The following is a 19,620-nucleotide window of genomic DNA, read 5'->3' as shown; positions in this document are numbered from 1 at the left end:
GCCGACGAGCAGCGGCATCAACTGTCCTCGCCGAGCGCCGCCTGCATCCATTCGAACTGGTCCCGAAGCCGCCGCTCGCCGGCGTCGGTCAGCGAGTACTTGTCGGCGATGCCGTCCTCGCGGTGGTTGACGAACCCGGCCGACTCCAGCGCTTCGAGCGCGCCGTAGAAGCTCTTGGGTTCGATTCGCGTGTCGTAGCGGCGTTCGAGCCGCGTCTTCAGCCGTTGGCCGGAGAGTTCCCCGTCCGCTGCGGCGGCCAGCAGGACACACATGTCGCGCCGGCGGCCGCTCTGGAGCCACTTCGCCATGGGTGTCCCTGGCGGCCCGCTCGCTTCGCGTTTGCGGTTTCGAACCGCCAGGTTCGCATACCTCCACGCCATAGGACCGGCGATGACCGACTCCGAACTCCCCGTCGAGGCGTCGGCCGACGGCATCACGGCCACATATCGAGAGACAGACGAGGAACGGCTGTTGACCTTCGAAAGCGACTCCGGGAGCGCCGCGGTCGCACAGAATATCGAGGGGTACGCGATGCTGAAGGTCCGGCCGACCGCCGACGGCGACGAACTGGAGCGGTACTACGGCTTCGACATGGCGCTCGACCACGCGGCGGAACTGCTCGGCGTGTCGCCGAACGCGCTGCCGATTCCCGACCCGGCCGCCGACATGGGAATGTAGCCGCGGGCTACGGCGACTGCCCGTATTACTTGTAACCTGACAGTGTGAAATAATGCACGCGTCGACTATTCAGTTTGCTCACTGGTAAGTAGGTGATTACGAATCGACTCGTGAGGGACCGTCATCGGAACCATTCGGTACACATCCCGCAAAAATAGCAGTATTTGTGATATGTCCGTCAGAATAGAGGTATGTGTCGGACAGGTATCACAAGATTACTCCAGAAACATCATACAAATATTATAAACTTGCTTTAATAATCACTGCTACTCCTCACTCGCATGGTCGATTTCACTCGACGGCAGGTACTTTCACAATCGGTGGCTGCTGCACTTGGGGCCAGCGTCATCGGCGTGGCAAGCGGGGAAGAGGTCGAAGAAACAGACACACCGGGCGCTCCGAGCGTCGCCGGGAGTCTCAAGCGATTCTCGACGACAGCGTTTGGCGCGGAGGTGACCGGGCCGTTCGTCTTCGAAGACGGCTCGCTCCTCTACAGCCTCCAGCACCCGGAAGGGGAGAATCCCGAACCGTTCGGACGAGCCGCAGTGGGCTATTTCAGCGGCTTCCAGTTCGAGTTCGACGGGAGCAACGACGACTTCCCGGAAGTGGGGATTCCGGACACCGAGGAGAAACAGCGACAGGTCCGGTCCGCGGCCGGCGACTACGAAATCCTCGTCCAGGGCCGCGAACCTATCAACGGCGGCGAGGCGCGCCTCGGCGTGGTCCAGACGCCCGACGGGACAGACATCACACAGGAGAACTTCGCGGGCACACAGTACGGCGGCGCGGCGACGAACCCCGACTGCAATCAGTTCGTCCCGAGCAACGACGAGGGGACCGAGGGGTACCTGTTCACCAACTGGGAGAACAGCCCCGGATGCGTCTCGCGGATCCCGCTCAGCCAGGACGAGAACGGCGAGTGGAGCGCGGACACCGAGAACGCGATGAACCTCACGAACACTGAATCACTCCGCGAACACGGCGGGACGCGGATCAACTGTTACGGTGACCTCAGTCCGTGGGGGACGATGATTTCCGCCGAGGAGAACTACGCACATCCCCGCGTCAGTCTGACGGCGACGGTGAGCGACATCGTCGAGGCTGGGACAGGCGAAGGACTCATTGGCGGGTGTCAGTTCTGGAACCGGCCGAACCCAAGTGAGATTTCCGGCGCAATCGAGTCCTACGCCGAGAGCGGCGACCTCGACGAGAACTTCTATGCACAGGGCTCATGGGCGCTCACCGGCGTCGAGTTCCTCGCGTACTACCTCGGGGCGGAGCGCGACGACCAGGGCGACGGCGAGAACCTCGCGACGACGCTGCTTGACGACGTGTACCCGAACCCGTACCGGTACGGGTACTTCGTCGACTTCCGTGAGCCGACCGCCGACGAACCCGAGGCGGTCAAGTACTACGTGATGGGGCGGGCTTCGTGGGAGGCACCCGACATCGAAGGCGACCAGCGGACCGTCTACGGCTGTTCCGACGGCGACAGCAAGGGCATCTACAAGTTCGTCGCCGACGAGCCGATTCCGGAGTACGACGACCCGATGGATGTCGCCGGAACGCTGTACGCCCCCAAGATTACCAACGACGCGGCCAACGCCGCAGAGGCCGGCCAGCGGAACTCCCCCGCACAGACCCCGCTGGAAATCGAATGGATCGAACTCGGCCACGCCACCAACGCCGAGGTCGAGTCCTGGGTCAGCGAGTACGACAACGTGACCCAGGCCGACTACCTCAGCGCCCACGCTGACTGGGAGAACGGCGACGAGGTCACCGCGGAGACGATCAAACAGGCCGACCTCGCAGTCATCGAGAACGGGAACCAGAACTACATTTCGAACGAGGAAATCATCGAGTGGGCCGAGCAGTACGAGGCAAATGGGCCTGACGGCGTCGACGAAGAACTCCGGCGCGTCCCGTTCCTGGAGACCCGCGCGGCCGCCAAGGAAATCGGCGCGTCAATCGAGTTCAACAAGGCCGAGGGCGTCGACAGCGTCGACGACTCCCAGCCCGGCGATTTCATCTACTTCGGCATCTCGGAGTTTAACGACGCGCTCGCGGACGACAAGGGCGATATCCAGCTTGACCGCGTCGACGGCGGCGTCGTCTACCGCGGTGTGCTGGAATCGGACTACAACGTCTCGACGCTCGAACCGGTCATCACCGGTCCCGACTTCACCGACTCTCCGGAAGACGCGAACGACGCGCTCCGGAATATCGACAACGTCTACACAATGCGGGACGGTCGCGTGCTCTGCTGTGAGGACGGCTTTGGCGGCCCCGCTCGCTCGTACCCGAACGACGGCCTCTACGTCTACCAGCCCAACGTCGTCGTCAGCGCCAACTCCGCCGCGGTCGGCAGCGGGTCGACAGGCACCGTCTCGCTGACTGCCTCGTCGCTCCCCGCTGGCTTCTCCGGCGCTCGGCTGACCGTCAGCGTCTCGAACCCCGAAATCGCGTCTATCACCGGCGTCTCATTCCCCGACGCACTCGGACTCACCGAGAGTTCCATCAGCGACGACGGCTCGTCGGCGACAATCCGGGTTGCCGACGTCAACACGAACGTCCAGTCAGGCGCGATGGACGTGGAACTCGCGACGCTCGACGTCCGCGCCAACGGCGGCGGCACGACAGACCTGACTGTCTCTATCGAGCAGATGGACGACGAGAGCGGCAACGCCATCGAGGCAGAAGCTCGGAACGGTATCGTCGTGGGCGGCCCGCAGACGGTCGTCGGCGACGCCGCGCCGACTGATCCGGACGGCGACGGGCATTTCGAGGACCTCAACGGCAACGGCCGCCTCGACTACGAGGACGTGCAGGTGCTGTTCTCGAACATGGACTCCGACAGCGTCCAGCTGAACACCGGCGCGTACGACTTCAACGAGAACGGCAAACTCGACTTCGCGGACGTGACGGCGCTCTACGAAGAGGTCAACTAACGGCCGCAACCGAGATCCCCCCATCTTTCGATACAGCAACACAATGACCGACGACACCACTTATTCCATACGCGGTTGCGTCCGAGCCGCTGGCATCCCGCTCGCACTCGTCGCGCTCGTCTGCCTCGCAGGGGCGGTCCCCGCGCTCGCTGCAGGGCAGAGCACGCCGACAATCAGCATCGAGACCGACTCCGTCCCTGCCGGTGAAACGATGGCCGCACCGGTCGTCCTCACCAGCGCGCCGAACGGACTGGCCGGCTACCAGCTCGAACTCACAGTTGACGACCCCGCGGTTGCCCAGTTCGAAAACGCGAGTTACCCGGCCAGCCTCGGTCTCACGACTGAACCCGTCATTAGTTCAGACGGCGGGACAATCACGCTTGAGGCGGCTGATCTCGACGGGCAGATCGAGCCCGGTGCCAGCGACGTGACGCTCGCGACGGTCCAGCTCGCTGGCGTCGACGGCGGCGAGACGCAGCTGACCGTCACGTCGAGCCAAATCGATGCCGACGGGGGCGGCGCGGTCGAGCCAACGACTGCGCCGACAGCGCTCGCAGTGTCACCGGGCGCGACGACGGAGACAGTGGCCGGCATGACCGACGCGTCGTCACCCGACAGCGAGTCCACAGCCGGGTCAGCCAGTACCCCGAGTACCGCAGGGACCACAGCGCCAGGCGGCGAGCAGTCGACGACCGGCGCGAACGGGTCACTCCCGATAGCGCTGGTTCTCGCTTCACTCGCCGCGGTGGCAGCGCTTGCGGCCAGAACAAGCCGGCAACCGTAACACCAAACCGACCTATCCATGCCAAAATCAGACACCGCTGCTGCAGCGACGGACAGTTCCACCTACCGCGAGTACATCCTCGATGTGCGTATCGTCGAACGAACGACAGGCGAGGGTGACACACGGTACCGATTCGAGGCCCCGGACCACGAGGGGATCGCCTTCGATGACCCCGAGATGGCGACGCTGTACGCCGACGTGTACTTCGACGTGAACGGCTTTCAGGAAGCCGGAACCGGCGAGCGCGGCGTGCCGCCGACGGTTATCCAGGCCGGCCGGGACACGCTTGTCGCCTACTTCCTCACCCAAGATGGTGTCGACGTCCACTGGGCCGCGTCCTTTTACGGCGAGAAACCGGAAAAAATCGAACGGTACGTCTCACGCGTCCGAAAGCGGTCAAAGAAGATCCGGGAGGGGGCAAAAGAACACGGCCACGTCTAAGTCGTCAGTTCAGCGTCGCCAGCAGTTTCAACGGCGAATTGACAGCGGACGAGGCTACTGCATACGCGGTCGGTACGCTGTCAGGACGGAACAGAAACCCACCGAAGCGACGCTGAGAACGAGGAGTGTCGCCGGAAGCAGCGCTGTTAGAACGCGGGGCTTTTTGATAGCGGGTGTGTGAGCGTCAGATAATGGTCGGTGATCAGTGATGTCGATTCGTGTCGACTGGCGACAGAGTATTGCCTTGACCGGCACTGTGATTAAATATCTCGCCGTCGCAATGCTGGTCCCGCTCGGGATTGCGTTGCTGTATGGAGACGATACCGCTGCCTTCCTGATTTCTATCGCGGTCGCTATCACGGTCGGTGTGGTGCTGGAGCAAGTCAGCGACACTCACGAACTCGGACCACGCGAGGCGCTACTGTTCGTCAGTCTCTCCTGGGGTGCCGTCGCGGTTATCGGCGCGATCCCCTACGTTATCGCGGGGTATGGCACTGAATCAGCGCTCGGTGAGCCCGTGAACGCGCTGTTCGAGTCGATGTCCGGGTTTACGACCACTGGCGCGACCGCCACCGACGAAATATCGTTCACTCGCCACTCACACGCGCTGTTGATGTGGCGACAGCTCACCCAGTGGCTTGGCGGGATGGGTATCATCGTCCTGATGGTCGCCATTCTTCCGGAGGCAGCCGTCAACGGGGCACAGTTGATCGAATCGGAAGCGCCCGGCCCCGAACTCCAGAAGCTGACGCCGAAGATAGCCGAGACCGCCCGACTCCTCTGGCTGTTCTATCTGGGCTTTACTGTCCTGCTCGTCCTCATCCTGTTTGGCCTCGGCCAGACATCGATGGCCCCGAACATGGACGCCTACAATGCCGTTGCCCACGGGTTCACGACGCTGCCGACCGGCGGCTTCTCGCCACAGGCTGAGAGCATCGCCTACTTTTCGCCGGCCGTCCAGTGGGTCGTCGTTCCGTTCATGCTCATCGCCGGGATGAACTTCGCGCTGTTTTACCTCCTGTTGCAGGACGACTACGCCGCCTTCCTCAAGGACCGCGAACTACAGGCGTACCTCGGTGCGAACGCCGGCGTGGCCGTCATCCTCTGGGGGCTGCTGTTCACCGGGTCCGCGCCGCCACTTGAACTCGGTGGTATCACGCAGGGAGCGCTTGAAAACTCGCTCCGGCAGGCCACGTTTCAGGTCGCTTCGCTGCTGAACTCGACCGGGTATGCGACGAGCAACTTTGCCGAGTGGGGCAGCACCGCACAGGGTGTCCTGCTGTTCGCGATGTTTATCGGCGGCTCGGCAGGGTCGACCGGTGGCGGTATCAAGATCGTCCGATGGCTCGTCGTGTTCAAGAGTATCCGACGCCAGCTATTCACGACAGCCCATCCCAGCGCCGTCAAACCAGTCCGGCTCGGCGGGCAGGTCATCGACGAGAGCGTTATCAACGCGATATACGGGTTCACCCTATTGTACTTGCTCACGCTCGGTATCGCGACGGTGTTCCTCCTCCTCGATGCGGGCCGTGTCGGGCTCGAACTAACTGTGCTTGAAGCCTTCAGCGCAAGCTTAGCGACTATCGGAAACATCGGTCCCGGGTTCGGGTTTCTGGGGCCGTTCGGGACCTACGAACTCTTCCCGGGGACCAGCAAACTGCTGATGGTCTTCCTGATGTGGATCGGTCGGTTAGAGATAATTCCAGTGTTCGTGCTCTTTACTGGTGCGTTCTGGAACGAGTGAGTCCGGGAAGCTTTCTCCCTATCTGTAGCTGCCAGTTCGGTATATGCCTCCCAGACAGAGATGGCGGTATGTTCAGTCCTGAAAACGAACCGACACCGCCTGAGGGAGTTCCGGATCGGGTTCCGACGGAACTGCCACAGTTGACGCCTGACGAACTCCGCAATACAATCATCTACGCGCAGGAACTCCTGCGATTCCATGACGAGACGCAATCGCCGGTGGAGCGGGGTCCCAGCGAAGAAATCCTTCGCGCTTTACCACGTCGAGGAGGAGACCAGACCCGAAGGCGGCACAAAAGCCCGCTGGCTGTTTCTCGGCGAGGTGTACCCTGACCGAGAGTAAAGGACGGCCGGAGGGATGACCGGCGAGTCACGGGTCCAGCCCGTACAGTCCAGCGCGGATGAACACGAGTATCGGTATTATCTCCAGACGGCCGACCCACATGTTCAGCACGAACATCGCCTCTGCGACCGGAGACATCGACGGGCCGGTGATACCTGTCGAAAGGCCGACGTTCCCCTGCGCGCTGGCCACTTCGAACAGGGCATCGGCGTAGCCAAACGCGGGTCCTGCGACGTTGGTGAGGACAACACTGCTGGTGACGAGAATGATGAGCCACAGCAGCGTCACGATGGCCGCTTCGCTGAACTCCCGCTCCATCGACTCGCGGTCGAGCGTTCGGTCGCCGATGCGGACCGTAACCACTGCGTTTGTCGGGAGAAACACCCGCGAGAACTGCCAGACGATGCCGCGAACGATGGTGTACCCTCGGATGAGTTTGATGCCGCCGACAGTGGACCCCGCAGCACCACCAAGCACCATCGCGCCGGCCACGAGCACCTTGCCGCCGGCGCGCCAGCGACCGATCGGTGCCGACTGGAAGCCGGTACAGCTGAGGGCGCTGACCCACTGGAACGCTGAGTCCCGAACTGCATCGAGCTGTGGGGCGTCAAGCATCGGGACCGAAAACGGCAGGAACGACTGTGTGGCGAACGCGCCGGTGGTCTCGGAGACTGACCACGCGTTTTGTGTCGAGAGAGCGACGACACCGACTGCAAGCAGGATGAACAGCCAGCGGGTCTGCAGGTCCGACACCAGTTTGCGAATCTGCCTGTCATGCAGGACGACGTAGTGGACCGGGAACGCAATCGCGCCGAGAATCATAATCGGCAACAGGACGGCTTCGACGAGCGGCGAGTTGTACGTCGCAATCGAATTGTCAGTGACCGAGAATCCACCAGTCGTGAGGCCGGTCATAGCATGATTAAGCGCCTGCCACGCGACCTTCCACAGCGGCAGCGACTCCGCGTACTCGCTGTCACTGGCGAGGATTGCACCGAACAGCAATGCGAAGGAAAGCACCGTGTAGCCGGCGACGAGTTTCCAGACCGTTCGGACGGTGGAAACGACGCTTGGATGGATCTTTTCCTCGCGGGCCTCGCTCTGATAGAGCGCGTAACTGCCGCTGCCGGGCCGTGAAAGGATAGACACGGTCAGGACGATGACGCCGACGCCGCCGACGTACTGGATGAACGACCGCCACCACTGGACTGCGCGGGGCAACGAGGGCTCGTGAATCGCCATCGTCAGGCCGCTCCCTGTCCACCCGCTCATGCTCTCGAAGAAGGCGTGGAGTGGGTTTCGGAAGTACGCCAGGCTGGAGAGCGTTGTCGTTCCGCCGACCCTGATCGGCTCCCACGTACTCGTGGCCATCTCGGCCGGAACGAACGTGTCCATGACGGCAGGGGGCGTGAACCACGCGGTCAACAGGAGCGGGAGTGACCCGAACGCAGCGACCAGCAGCCACCCGCCGGCAGCGATAACCATACCATGTTTCATCTGTGGGGCTGGGGCATCGGCGAACCCGCGAGTCGCAAGGCCGCCGACAGCGGCAGTCATCCCGGCCGCAGTGACGAACCCGAAAGCGGCGTAGGCCTCCTGAAAGCCCAGCGCAATCGCGGCCGTGATCGTCATCAGTCCAGCTTCCATCAGCAGAAGCGAGCCGATATCGCGGGCAATTGTCTTCAGGTCCGCCGGGAACAGCCCGCCGTTCCGTCGCGACATATCAGCTGTGGTCCTCGGAATGACCGAAGATGTCGGTCACCTCCGGCGTCGCACCGTCCCCCGAGTAGACCGTGAGGAGGTCATCCGCTTCGATGCGCGTATCACCGCGGGGTGTTATCGGGTCGCTGTCGCCGTTTCGCTCGATTGCCACGATGAGCGTCTGCCCGCCGATGAGACCCGCTGTGTTGGCTTCCTGCAGTGTTTTGCCCGCAATCGGAGCCCCGGGCTGGACCGTTATTTCGAACACTTCCGCCTGATCGCCGATGCGCATGAAATCGACGATAGACGGTCGCTTAACCGCTCGATAGAGATATTCGGCGATAAGCCGCTGTGGGTTCTGCATCGTGTTGACGCCGATCTGGCGGAACACGTTCATATGCTCGGGGTTGTGGACGACTGAGACGATGTCCGGCACCGAAAGTTCCTGTGCCAGCAGACAGACCATGATGTTGGTCGCGTCCTGATCGGTTGTCGAGATGAGCGCGTCAGCACGGTCAGCACCGGCGTCCTCTAGCGTATCCTTTGCGGTTGCATCATCGTTAATCACAAGACAATCGTACTGTCTCGACGCGCGTTCCGCTCGCTCCTCGTTGCGTTCGATGACGACGACCTCGTTGCCGCCTGCCGTCGCAATTTCAAGCAACGGCGACCCGATATCGCCGGCACCGACGATGACGAGATACATTTTTGCCAGTGTACTGAACCGACAGTTGAAAGCCTACCGTTCGCAGGCACAGGGCGGACAGTGCCGTCCCTCGGTTACGTCCCGTTCCCAAACCACTATACTGTCCCCGACTGAATTCCACGGTATGGCACATCTCCCCGAGCAGTTCGACCATCCGGCGTGGCTGACAGCCGCCGGGACGCTCGCCGGCTATGGCATCATTCTCCTGTTCATGTTCCTGTTGCTGTTTATTCTGCCGTACCTCCTGTTCCCGGCCTGAGCCAAACCCGTACCGCTCACGTTTACTCGTATCTCGAATCGATGAGAAACCCGAGCGAGATGAGGCCACAGACCATCGACAGGAACCCGGCAATAGCGAGGCCAAACGGCGGGTCGTCGCCCGGATACGTTATGAGTCCGCCGAAGGACCCGACACTGATGACCAACAGTCCGGCTGTCAGCACTAGGTCCGCATACGCGTTCCAGGCGTCTTCGACAGCGGGTTCGAGACGAGCGAGCCACCATTCGGGCGTGTCCGCCTGAGCTGACGACCCGCGAACCAGAAGGCGGCGAACTGCGGGTCATCCGCCTGCGACGGCGAGTGCAACAGTGGCGAGTACTGCAATCCCCGCCAGCGCCGACACTGGGACCACACGGACCTGCAACAGCACAAATAGGGTAACATAGCCAAGGACCGCGATACCTGCTGTGAGGCCGCGGAGCGCGTTCCTGATACTCATTCCTCGTTGCTGTTTCCTTTGAACTGGTCGATATAGTGTTACTCGTGTTACTGCGAACGGTCGCTTCGGGTGCTGGGGCCACCGTGCCCGATGCAGGGGTATCGCAGTTAGTAAATAGGTCCGCGCGGGAGTACAGGTCGATGGAAGGGAAGGCAGCAGCGCCCGCAGCGGGGACGGTACTTAACGCGCTCGCGACCGGCCGCGGCGCGGCGTTTGCTATCGACGAGTACACGACAGCGACCGTCACGCTCACGACCGAGACCGACGGCGTCACCGGCGAGGTCGGCGGTGCGCCGGACGCCGACACGCGGCTTATCGAACGCTGTGTCGAGTACGTCATCGACGCCCACGGCGGCCCACAGAACGTGGGCGTCCCGGCGGTCTCCGGCGGGACTGTCCGCACAGAGAGCGAGGTCCCGATGGCGTCGGGGCTCAAAAGCTCCAGTGCAGCCGCAAACGCGACTGTCATGGCGACGCTCGACGCACTCGACGCGACTGAGCGGATGAGCCGCGAGGACATGGCCCGCCTCGGGGTCATGGCTGCCCGCGACGTGGGCGTCACCGTCACCGGGGCCTTCGACGACGCGTCGGCGTCGATGCTTGGCGGCGTCACCGTCACCGACAACGAGGACGACGCGCTCCTGGCCCGCGAGGAAATCGACTGGGACGTGCTCGTCTGGACGCCGCCGGAACAGTCCTTCAGTGCTGACGCGGATGTCGAGCGATGCCGACAGGTCGCGCCGATGGCCCGTCTCGTCGAGGACCTCGCGCTCGACGGCGACTACCAACGAGCGATGACGGTCAACGGTCTCGCGTTCTCGGCTGCACTGGATTTCGAGACGGACCCGGTACTCGACGCGCTCCAGCACGTCGAAGGCGTCTCACTGTCGGGGACGGGGCCGTCATTCACCGCCGTCGGCGAGCGGGCGGCACTCGAAGCCGTACAGGACGCCTGGGATAACCGACCCGGACAGACCTGGCTGACGACGACACAAACAGAAGGGACACACACAGTATGAGCACGAATCCGAACCCAGAGGACATGTCGCTAGACGAACTGCGCGACGAAATCCGGACGATCGACCGCGAAATCGTCGAGAAGATCGCACAGCGAACCTACGTGGCCGACACCATCGCACAGGTCAAAGACGAGAAGGGGCTGCCGACGACTGACGAGCAACAGGAGCAGGCCGTGATGGACCGAGCCGGCGACAACGCAGAACAGTTCGACGTCGACGAGAACCTCGTGAAAGCGATTTTCAGGCTCCTGATCGAACTGAACAAGGTCGAACAGCGAGAGAGTCGGTAGCAGGACTAGTACTCCCAGAGGCGGTTGATCTGTGAGGCAATATCGGGATTGGCCGCCCGAAGCGCGTCGACATCGGTTTTTCCGTCGATATTGATAACGTGGACTTCTCCCCGTCGGCCGCCGTACACGTCCTGAAAGTCGTAGACGACCCCGAACACGTCGACGGTGTCGTGCACGTCGTCGCTGTTTCGGAGAAACTCGACCTGTCTGTCGACGTTGTACTCAACGAGTCGGTTGATGGCTGCCGCCCGCTCGATGTCCGTAGGGAGGTGCTCCAGCGCCGGTTCGAGGTGCGGCTTGAGGACGTTGAGACAGTGCTCAATACCCGCCGGTTCGTCCAGCCCGTTGGTCAGATCATCGTACGTCGCCGTCACCGCTCCGCAGCCGGTATGGCCGACGACGACAGCCGTTTCGGTCATCGTGTGTTCGATCGGATACAGCACGTCGCCGGACACCGCCTCGCCGGACTCGGTCCGCTGGATGACTCGGTTTCCGATGTTGCTACACGTAAAGAGATATCCCGGCTCGCTGTTGCCCCACATATGGTCCTGAAGCACCCGCGAATCGGAGCAACAGACCGTGACAGCATCGGGCGTCTGGGAGTTCTGGACCTGATCGAACCGGTCCCGGAACTCCGCCGCGTGGTCGGCGTTTCCGGCAAGTAAATCGCGTAATAACTGGCTCATGCGTGGGCAGATAGCCGCCACCAAGTAAACTCATTGGACTCGGGCAGTGAAACGACACGACGCGAACTGAACCGGCTCAATCGGCATCTGTGGGTTCTAACATCCATGATTTTCAAAGCTCCGGCACACTTTTTATATGGATTACCGTAACTGATGTATGGAACCCCGTGGTGTTTCTTCCGTCATTGCGACGATTCTCCTCGTCGGTGTCGTCGTTATTCTGGGGAGTGTCCTCAGCATCTTCACGTTGGGAATCGCTGAGGATCTGGATGCCCCCGCACCACAGGCGAGTTTCGACTTCGACTGGGAGAAATCGACGCGAACGCTGACGATCAGGCATGAGGCTGGGGACGTGTTCGACCAATCGAACACCGAACGCCTTGAAGTCGTCATCCAGACGAAGACGAAACGGGACAGAACGACTTCCTCATTGCCAGAGGGGACTGGGCGAACCAGTCTGACGGAGGATTGTCCGTTAGGGCCGGTGACACATTCGTTATTACGGGAGAACGCGGCGGTGGCGATATTGACGTTGAACGGGATGGAGCAGATGTCGATGACGACAGTGAAATTCACGAGCCCGAGATAGATGATCCGGTTCAGATCATCTGGTACGGAACGGACGGCACCAGTTTCGTCGTTTCGGAATACGTCATCAAATCCGGCGAAGACCCCTGAAACTCCAACTCAGAGGGCAGACCGACTCATGAACGCCCTCCCCTCACACACATAGAGACCCAATAGATCACCTGCCGAACCATGTCTCGGCGCAATCTTCGGCGTGATTCCCGGTGTCATGTTTGATACCCCGGCTGTCGTCGGGTAGGGCATCACTGGTCGCTGTCCCCGATGACCCGAACACAGACCTCACGACAGCCCTGTGGTAGGCGGTGGTTGAGACTCGCGCGGCTCACCCACTAATGACGCCGGAGTTATCGGCCGCTCTCGAATAGTGAAGCGAAAGCAGCGGAATCCACTGCTTTGTTTTTATAAGGAATGGGGTCGGAGGGATTTGAACCCCCGATCGGCTGATATCTCCGTCCTGCGCCTCGGAACTCCAGAGGGTCATCGTCGCGAACCGGTGATCAGCCGGCCGCTCAGTATATCAGCCCTCGAAGTGTCGTCCCAGGCGCGTGGCCTCTGGAGTCAGCCGCCTTCCCGGACTAGGCCACGACCCCGCACTCCGGCGTAAGCCGACTCGCATTAAAGGGATTTCGATTGGCAGACGGCGATCAGTCGCGGTCGGTGTCGGCCCAGTCGCACTCCTGGCACTTGTATCCAGTAACAAATTCCAGTGCAGAGGGCATGTAACCTACAGAGATGACGTTTTCACCACATTCCGGACAGTCGGAATCGGCGTCTTCGATCGGTTCTGCGTCCATGACGTCCTCGCCTTCGATGAGTTCGGCTAGGCTCTCAGGGGTCTGCATCCGTCCCTGGACCACGCGATTGTCGCTCATACCGGACAGCCGGGCCTGATGGGCCTAAAAGTTCTCCCTCGTCACAGCCACGGGGCGCGTTCCTGCTCGGGTTCGTACTCGACCGCAGCTCCTTCGTCGGTCTGTTCGTCGGCGGCGACGCCCTGTGACGCGCCGCCGTCGGCGAAGGCAGCGGTGAGGTCCACGGCGTCAGGTCGGTATTCCGTGTGGCGCGTGCGGGCGTTTTCCGGGTCGAACGACAGCAGCGCCGTGACGGCGAGCACAGCCAGTGCCACTGGCGCGTCGGTCGGCATCACGCCGAGAACAGAAAGGGCGAGGACGCCGAGCGCGACAGCGCTACCGAAGCGGAACCGGTCGATGTCGACGGCGTTGCGGAGCCACGGACTCGCCAGCGCGACAGCCAAGGCGAAGCCGATACCGACGCCGGTGGTAGCGGCGGCGCGGAGCAAGACGCCGGGTTCGATGGCGGTGACCAGCTTTGCGCCCGCGGGGTCGAGGCTGGCTAGCAGGCCGAGCATGACGATAACGGCCGGCCGCGGGAGGTACTCGCCGATGCGGGCGCTTGCGGTCTGTGCGGCGATTGCGAGGATGACGAGGCCGGCGAAGCGTTCGAGGGTCGCCAGTTTGACGATCCCGGCGATCGTCGGCGCAAGGGCTGCTTCAACGAGCGCAATCGGCATCAACACAGCGCCGATGATGAGGACCGAGCGCGCCTGCTGTCGGGGGCCGCCTTCGAGTTCGGCTAACACGACGGCAACAGTGGCCGATCCGCCGAAGACGAGCAAGCCCACTTCAAGGACGCCCATCCAGGTCGAAAGTGCCCCTGCAAGGACGAGTACCGGGAAAATGCCGTCGACGAGGGGGAGACCCATGACAGTCGCCAGTAGCCGACCACCGCGGCCGACCTGCTGCTCGATGTCGAGAGCAATCGGGTGTCTGGAGATACTCATGTCGTGTTACGGTCGAGCGTAACCCAACTCTCGTCGGGAAGTTCTCACTCGGTCCTGACGAACACGACAGGCTTGCCAGAACTTGTTACCGAACCACGTGAACGTTGTGTTGCCCGACGCTGTGGACGTCATCTGACGGGCAGTACCGTTCCGTGCGGGTTCGGTGAGTCGCATGTTTTTAATTATCCTTCATTCGCACATAATCGTTGCGTGAGAACTGCGCACATGCGCCACCGTTTTTCCGGAATACCCCGTCGTTTGTGGACGGATGTCTCACCTTCAACAGCAGGGTGTGACAAATGAGTGGTCAGGAGCGGATTTCTGGAAGTGCTGCCGAGGACAGGTGTGGCATCGAACCCCACGTAGCGCCGAGTCTCGCAACGCTTTTGCCGGGCCGTCGTGGACGATTTACATGGCGAACGATTCCGAGCCTTTCTCAGAGAAGCTCCGAGTACCGGAGGCGCTGACGTTCGACGACGTACTCCTCAGACCCAAGGAGTCTCGCGTCGAACCAGACGAGGCAGACACGACGACGCGGGTCTCGAAGTCGGTCGAACTGACCGTCCCTGTCCTCTCCGCGGCGATGGACACCGTCACCGAGAGTGACATGGCGATCGCGATGGCGCGGCAGGGCGGTATCGGTGTCCTCCACCGCAACATGAACGCCGATCAGATGGCGACCGAAATCGAGCGGGTCAAACGCGCCGACGAACTCATTATCCGCGACGTCGTGACAGCCAGCCCGAACCAGACCGTGCGCGAGGTCGACGAGATGATGGAACGGGAGGGCGTTTCTGGCGCGCCGGTCGTCGACGACGACAGCGGCGAAGTGCTTGGCATAATCTCCGGGACTGACATCCGCCCGTACCTCGAAGTCGGGGAGGACGACGCCGTCACGGACGCGATGACCGACGAAGTCGTCACCGCCCCCGAAGACGTGACGCCCCGCGAAGCGCTGGAGCTGATGTACGACCACAAGATCGAGCGCGTCCCCATCGTCGACGGCGAGAACCGACTCGTCGGGCTGGTCACGATGCAGGGCATCCTCCAGCGTCGCGAGTACGACCAGGCCGCCCGCGATCACGACGGCTCGCTCCGCTGTGGCGCGGCTGTCGGCCCCTTCGAGATGGACCGCGCGCAGGTCGCGGACGAGGCTGGCGCCGATATCCTGTTCATCGACTGTGCGCACGCCCACAACGCGAACGTCATCGAGAGCGCCCGCGAGATTAAGGCCGAAGTCGACGCCGACGTGGTCGTCGGCAATATCGGGACCCGGGAGGCCGCCGAGGCCGTCGTCGACTTCGCCGACGGCGTCAAGGTGGGAATCGGTCCCGGTTCTATCTGTACGACTCGCGTGGTCACGGGTTCGGGAATGCCTCAGATCACTGCCGTCGCGCAGGTCGCCGACGTGGCGAGCCAGCACGACGTGCCGGTCATCGCCGACGGCGGCATCCGCTACTCCGGGGACGCCATCAAGGCCATCGCCGCCGGCGCGGACGCGGTCATGCTCGGCTCGTACTTCGCCGGCACCGACGAGGCCCCGGGCCGCGTCATCACGATGAACGGCAAGAAGTACAAGCAGTACCGCGGGATGGGCAGCGTCGGCGCGATGAACGAAGGCGGCGGCGACCGCTATCTCAAGGACGACGAGGAGGGCGAAGAGTTCGTCCCCGAGGGTGTCGAGGCCGCGACGCCGTACAAGGGCTCGCTGGCCTCCGAACTCCACCAGCTCGTCGGCGGGATGCAGTCCGGGATGGGCTATGTCGGGGCCGAGACGATTCCCGAGTTCAAGCAACGTGCCGAGTTCGTGCGGGTCTCTGCCGCGGGACAGCAGGAGAGTCACCCACACGACGTGATGATTACGGACGAAGCGCCTAACTACAGCCCCGACAGCTAAGGAAAAGCCCGCAGTCGACTACGACGCGGTTTCGCAGACCGGACTACACGCTTCTTTCTGTGCCGCATTCGCGTCGGGGTACGCTTTGAACGACTCACCACAACTCGAACACTCGAACGTATCGAAGTCGGACATAGCGACCCGCTGTACTCGCGCCGCGGAAAAAATTATTTCGGGACTTGGCGGTCAGTCGTAGTAGTCTTCGTCCAGCGGCAGCTCCGTCCCGGACGACGTGACTTTGTCGACGGTCGTCTCCAGACGGAGTGTCTCGCTGCACTCGGGGCAGATGACCGCCACGTCGACCTGTAGAGCGTCATCGGCGTCGTAGATTCCCAGGACCTCCGCGTCAGAGGCGTACAGATACTCCGCCGACAGTTCGTGCTCGTGGTCACGAGCGTAGTCGTACGTCATGCATGCCCGCTACACCCGGGTCTGTGTTGATGGTTTCGGCGGTTCTCAGTAACAGCACATACAGGGGACCCGCTCGAACCTGCGGCCATGAGTGACTTAGAAGTCGAGGTCGGCACCTGGGAGACATTCGCAGATGCAGCAACTGCCGTTCGAAAGGCGGTGTTCGTCGAGGAACAGGGTGTTTCTGAGGCGGAAGAACTCGACGGGAACGACTCGGACGCCGTTCAGTTTCTGGCCTGTGACGGCGAGTATCCAGTCGGCACTGCCCGGCTCCGGTTTCCTGAACCCACGGTCGGCAAGGTCGAGCGGGTCGCGGTCCGCGAGCCCTATCGGGACGATGGCGTCGGGACAGCACTGATGCGAGCCGTCGAAGACGCCGCGCGTGACGACGGCGCAACAGTGCTCAAGCTTCACGCACAGACTCGTGTCGAGCCGTTTTATGCACAACTTGGCTACGAGACAGTTAGTGACGAATTCGAGGAAGCAGGCATTCCACACGTCAAGATGCGAAAGCGGCTGAATGGCTGACGTGCCCGTCTGACAGGCCGGAAGGGATTTGAACCACCTGCACATCGCTCATTGACACTCGCTCGTGCCGTCATTCAAATCCCTCCGTGGACGCTTCGCTCGTCGGGTCTATTCCTCGCAGAAGCGGGCCGGAAGGGATTTGAACCCTCGACCGACGGCTTAAGAGGCCGTCGCTCTGCCAGACTGAGCTACCGGCCCAGTGCACTCATTGCTCTGGACGGCCTGGTAAAATAGGTTTTCATTCGGACGCCTCGTGTCGGTCGGTCTCACGATTCTTGCACACAACACTCGGCTAGCGGCGATTGACTGTGGTAAGAACCGGGGCACTCCTGTGACGGTTCTGAACGACGGTTGACGGCCTCTCAGGCCAGCCTGTCTGGTGGACGTTCCCAGTTATTGGGGAAATAGCTGGCATTAAAGAGGCTTGACGCCAAGCGATACAGACACTAATGAGCACAGCCAGCGGCATCACGATGGCCTCTATGTCGACCTACGCCATCCTCGGGTGTGGGAGTGTTGGCCACGCCGTGGCGGAAGAACTCGTCGAGGAGGGGAAAGACGTACTCATCCTCGACGCGGACGAGGGGCGAGTCGAGGCGCTCCGTGATCAGGACCTCAACGCACAGCAAGCCGACATCTGCGAGACTGACGTCGCTCAAACAGTTGCCGACCGCGACGTTGTTCTCATCATGTCCCCGGACGTGAACGCCAACGCCGAAGCAGTCCAAAACATCCGCGAGTCCGGCGGCGAACAGTTCATCGTCGCTCGCGCCGACGACCCGGTGTCGGCCGACGACCTTACTGAACTTGGTGCCGATATAGTCATCAACCCTTCCGCGGTCATCGCGGACTCTGCGCTCCGGGCGCTCGAAACGGGCGAACTTGAGTACAAGGCCTCACAGCTGGGCGATGTCATCGACGGGACCGAAGAGCGTATGGCGATTCTGATTCACCGGTCGCCGGACCCGGACTCCATCGCCTCGGCCGCCGCGTTGCGGGCCATCGCCGCGAGCCGCGATGTCGAGGCCGACATCATCTACGAGGGAGAAATCGGTCACCAGGAGAACCGCGCGTTCGTCAATCTCCTCGGTATCGAACTGACATCGAACGAGGATGTGGACCTCGACGAGTACGATACGTTCGCACTGGTGGACGTTGCCAAGGGCGGCGAACCGGCTATCGACTCGGTCGACATCGTCGTCGACCACTACGAGCACGAACACGAACTGGAACACGACGCCACCTTCTCCGACATCCGGCCGAACATCTCGGCCACGTCGACGATTCTGACGAAGTATATCCAGGAGCTGGACCTCAATCTCGACCAGAGTGTCGCCACGGCGCTGCTGTACGGAATCCGCGCCGAAACGCTGGATTTCAAGCGGGACACGACGCCGGCGGACCTGACCGCCGCGGCGTACCTGTACCCGTTCGCCGACCACGACACCCTCGAACAGGTCGAGTCGCCGTCGATGAGTCCGGAAACCCTCGACGTGCTCGCCGAAGCGATCCGGAACCGCGAGGTCCAGGGGAGCCACCTCGTTTCCAACGCCGGGTTCATCCGGGACCGCGACGCGCTAGCGCAGGCAGCCCAGCACCTCCTGAATCTGGAAGGCATCACGACCACAGCGGTGTTCGCCATCGCCGACGACACCATCTACCTCGCCGCGCGCTCGAAGGACATCCGGATGAACATCGGGAAGGTGCTGTCGGACGCGTTCGGCGGGATGGGCGAGACTGCGGGCCACTCCACCGACGCCAGCGTCGAGATACCGCTGGGCATCTTCACCGGCTTAGATACGAGCGACGACAATAGAGACACACTGCTGGAACTCACCGAAGAAGCCGTCAAACGGAAACTGTTCGAAGCGATGGGTGTCGATAGTTCCAGTAGCGAGAGTTCGAACGGCAACTAGGCGGGAACTTCTTCTTCTTCGTCGCCGGCCTCGGGCTGACGGAGCCGTTCGACGATATCGCTGACGATGATGACATCGCCGACGGCCTGGACCCACCGGTACGGAATAATGACGCCGCGTGCCGCGTTCACTTCTTCGTCAAATAGCTCCGTGTTAAGCTGGTGGAGTGCCAGCCCTGTCACTTCCTTGCGGTCGAGTTCCAGCCGGAGGTCTTCGACTTCGCCGACAAACACGCCGTTTTTCGAATACACCTCGCGACCCACGAGGGCTGTAATCTCCTGTGGCAGATTCTCCATTCCCATACGACGGTGGTTGGTCGGACGGGTTATAAAGCTTCTTTGCGACTGAAACATCCGTCATGCGGGGCGTCACTCACACGCAGTCCGTTCGAAACCCGACCGTCGGGCTGCTCCCATCGCGC

General features: G+C 62.1%; 19 protein-coding genes, 2 tRNA genes and 2 pseudogenes. 12 read left to right on the top strand and 11 right to left on the bottom strand.

Translation table 11 applies throughout. The features are described 5' to 3' along the window. Positions 1–17 precede the first annotated feature (17 nt). Positions 18–308 carry a multidrug DMT transporter permease gene (locus BVU17_06885; GenBank protein AUG47262.1) on the bottom strand — a complete coding sequence of 97 codons (291 nt, stop codon included), beginning with the start codon at positions 306–308 and terminating at the stop codon, positions 18–20. Positions 309–390: 82 nt separating this feature from the next. On the opposite strand from BVU17_06885, the gene BVU17_06880 reads away from it, so the two are divergent. The 6 genes and pseudogenes from BVU17_06880 to BVU17_06855 all read left to right on the top strand — a co-directional run bounded on the left by BVU17_06880 (position 391) and on the right by BVU17_06855 (position 6,937). After that, entirely contained in the window at positions 391–678 is a 288-nt protein-coding gene (locus BVU17_06880) for a hypothetical protein (protein AUG47261.1), read from the top strand. A 281-nt stretch (positions 679–959) separates the two neighbouring features. Further along, the gene (locus BVU17_06875) at positions 960–3,626 is read left to right on the top strand and encodes a cell surface protein (protein AUG47260.1); all 2,667 of its coding nucleotides are present in this window, start codon (positions 960–962) and stop codon (positions 3,624–3,626) included. 43 nt (positions 3,627–3,669) lie between these two features. Then, positions 3,670–4,410 (top strand): cell surface protein, encoded by a 741-nt coding sequence (locus BVU17_06870; GenBank protein AUG47259.1) that lies wholly within the window; start codon positions 3,670–3,672, stop codon positions 4,408–4,410. A gap of 18 nt (positions 4,411–4,428) precedes the next feature. Then, a complete protein-coding gene (locus BVU17_06865; protein AUG47258.1) occupies positions 4,429–4,851 on the top strand; it encodes a hypothetical protein in 423 nt (140 codons plus the stop codon). Between the two features lie 208 nt (positions 4,852–5,059). Further along, positions 5,060–6,595: a potassium transporter TrkH gene (locus BVU17_06860; GenBank protein ID AUG47257.1), complete on the top strand. Its 1,536-nt coding sequence runs from the start codon at positions 5,060–5,062 to the stop codon at positions 6,593–6,595. A 68-nt stretch (positions 6,596–6,663) separates the two neighbouring features. After that, positions 6,664–6,937: pseudogene (locus BVU17_06855) on the top strand (hypothetical protein). Between the two features lie 27 nt (positions 6,938–6,964). Here BVU17_06855 and BVU17_06850 read toward each other — a convergent pair. From BVU17_06850 to BVU17_06840, 3 genes and pseudogenes are all read right to left on the bottom strand, one after another. Further along, complete coding sequence (locus BVU17_06850) at positions 6,965–8,659, bottom strand: potassium transporter Trk (protein ID AUG47256.1); 1,695 nt, start codon at positions 8,657–8,659, stop codon at positions 6,965–6,967. 1 nt (position 8,660) lies between these two features. Beyond that, positions 8,661–9,344 carry a potassium transporter Trk gene (locus BVU17_06845; GenBank protein ID AUG47255.1) on the bottom strand — a complete coding sequence of 228 codons (684 nt, stop codon included), beginning with the start codon at positions 9,342–9,344 and terminating at the stop codon, positions 8,661–8,663. 281 nt (positions 9,345–9,625) lie between these two features. Beyond that, positions 9,626–10,063: pseudogene (locus tag BVU17_06840) on the bottom strand (hypothetical protein). Positions 10,064–10,203: 140 nt separating this feature from the next. Between BVU17_06840 and BVU17_06835 the strand changes: the two are divergent. Both BVU17_06835 and BVU17_06830 read left to right on the top strand, forming a co-directional pair. Next, positions 10,204–11,082: a shikimate kinase gene (locus tag BVU17_06835; protein ID AUG47254.1), complete on the top strand. Its 879-nt coding sequence runs from the start codon at positions 10,204–10,206 to the stop codon at positions 11,080–11,082. Further along, positions 11,079–11,372: a chorismate mutase gene (locus BVU17_06830; GenBank protein AUG47253.1), complete on the top strand. Its 294-nt coding sequence runs from the start codon at positions 11,079–11,081 to the stop codon at positions 11,370–11,372. The genes BVU17_06835 and BVU17_06830 overlap by 4 nt, the downstream gene beginning before the upstream one ends. A 5-nt stretch (positions 11,373–11,377) precedes the next feature. Here BVU17_06830 and BVU17_06825 read toward each other — a convergent pair whose 3' ends face one another. Then, the gene (locus BVU17_06825) at positions 11,378–12,058 is read right to left on the bottom strand and encodes an IcfA (protein AUG47252.1); all 681 of its coding nucleotides are present in this window, start codon (positions 12,056–12,058) and stop codon (positions 11,378–11,380) included. A 157-nt stretch (positions 12,059–12,215) separates the two neighbouring features. On the opposite strand from BVU17_06825, the gene BVU17_06820 reads away from it, so the two are divergent. Then, a complete protein-coding gene (locus tag BVU17_06820) occupies positions 12,216–12,647 on the top strand; it encodes a hypothetical protein (GenBank protein ID AUG47251.1) in 432 nt (143 codons plus the stop codon). A 408-nt stretch (positions 12,648–13,055) separates the two neighbouring features. Here BVU17_06820 and BVU17_06815 read toward each other — a convergent pair. The 3 genes from BVU17_06815 to BVU17_06805 form a co-directional block, all read right to left on the bottom strand. Continuing rightward, positions 13,056–13,233, bottom strand: a tRNA-Trp gene (locus BVU17_06815). Positions 13,234–13,290: 57 nt separating this feature from the next. Further along, positions 13,291–13,518, bottom strand: a complete 228-nt coding sequence (locus BVU17_06810) for a hypothetical protein (GenBank protein AUG47250.1) — start codon at positions 13,516–13,518, stop codon at positions 13,291–13,293. Between the two features lie 41 nt (positions 13,519–13,559). Continuing rightward, complete coding sequence (locus BVU17_06805; protein ID AUG47249.1) at positions 13,560–14,447, bottom strand: hypothetical protein; 888 nt, start codon at positions 14,445–14,447, stop codon at positions 13,560–13,562. A gap of 412 nt (positions 14,448–14,859) precedes the next feature. Here BVU17_06805 and BVU17_06800 point away from each other — a divergent pair, with 412 nt between their 5' ends. After that, entirely contained in the window at positions 14,860–16,344 is a 1,485-nt protein-coding gene (locus BVU17_06800; GenBank protein ID AUG47248.1) for an IMP dehydrogenase, read from the top strand. 186 nt (positions 16,345–16,530) lie between these two features. Here the strand turns inward: BVU17_06800 and BVU17_06795 are convergent, their stop codons facing one another. Then, complete coding sequence (locus tag BVU17_06795) at positions 16,531–16,755, bottom strand: hypothetical protein (protein ID AUG47247.1); 225 nt, start codon at positions 16,753–16,755, stop codon at positions 16,531–16,533. An 87-nt stretch (positions 16,756–16,842) separates the two neighbouring features. On the opposite strand from BVU17_06795, the gene BVU17_06790 reads away from it, so the two are divergent. Next, positions 16,843–17,283, top strand: a complete 441-nt coding sequence (locus tag BVU17_06790; protein ID AUG47246.1) for a GNAT family N-acetyltransferase — start codon at positions 16,843–16,845, stop codon at positions 17,281–17,283. 124 nt (positions 17,284–17,407) lie between these two features. Here the strand turns inward: BVU17_06790 and BVU17_06785 are convergent. Then, positions 17,408–17,481: transfer RNA gene (locus BVU17_06785), tRNA-Lys, on the bottom strand. Between the two features lie 251 nt (positions 17,482–17,732). Here BVU17_06785 and BVU17_06780 point away from each other — a divergent pair. After that, the gene (locus BVU17_06780) at positions 17,733–19,199 is read left to right on the top strand and encodes a phosphoesterase (GenBank protein AUG47245.1); all 1,467 of its coding nucleotides are present in this window, start codon (positions 17,733–17,735) and stop codon (positions 19,197–19,199) included. Here the strand turns inward: BVU17_06780 and BVU17_06775 are convergent. After that, positions 19,196–19,495, bottom strand: a complete 300-nt coding sequence (locus BVU17_06775) for a photosystem reaction center subunit H (protein AUG48852.1) — start codon at positions 19,493–19,495, stop codon at positions 19,196–19,198. The genes BVU17_06780 and BVU17_06775 overlap by 4 nt on opposite strands. Positions 19,496–19,620: the final 125 nt, after the last annotated feature.

This window comes from Haloarcula taiwanensis, assembly GCA_002844335.1.
Lineage (GTDB): Archaea > Halobacteriota > Halobacteria > Halobacteriales > Haloarculaceae > Haloarcula > Haloarcula taiwanensis.
This window is presented reverse-complemented; position numbering and strand designations above follow the sequence as displayed.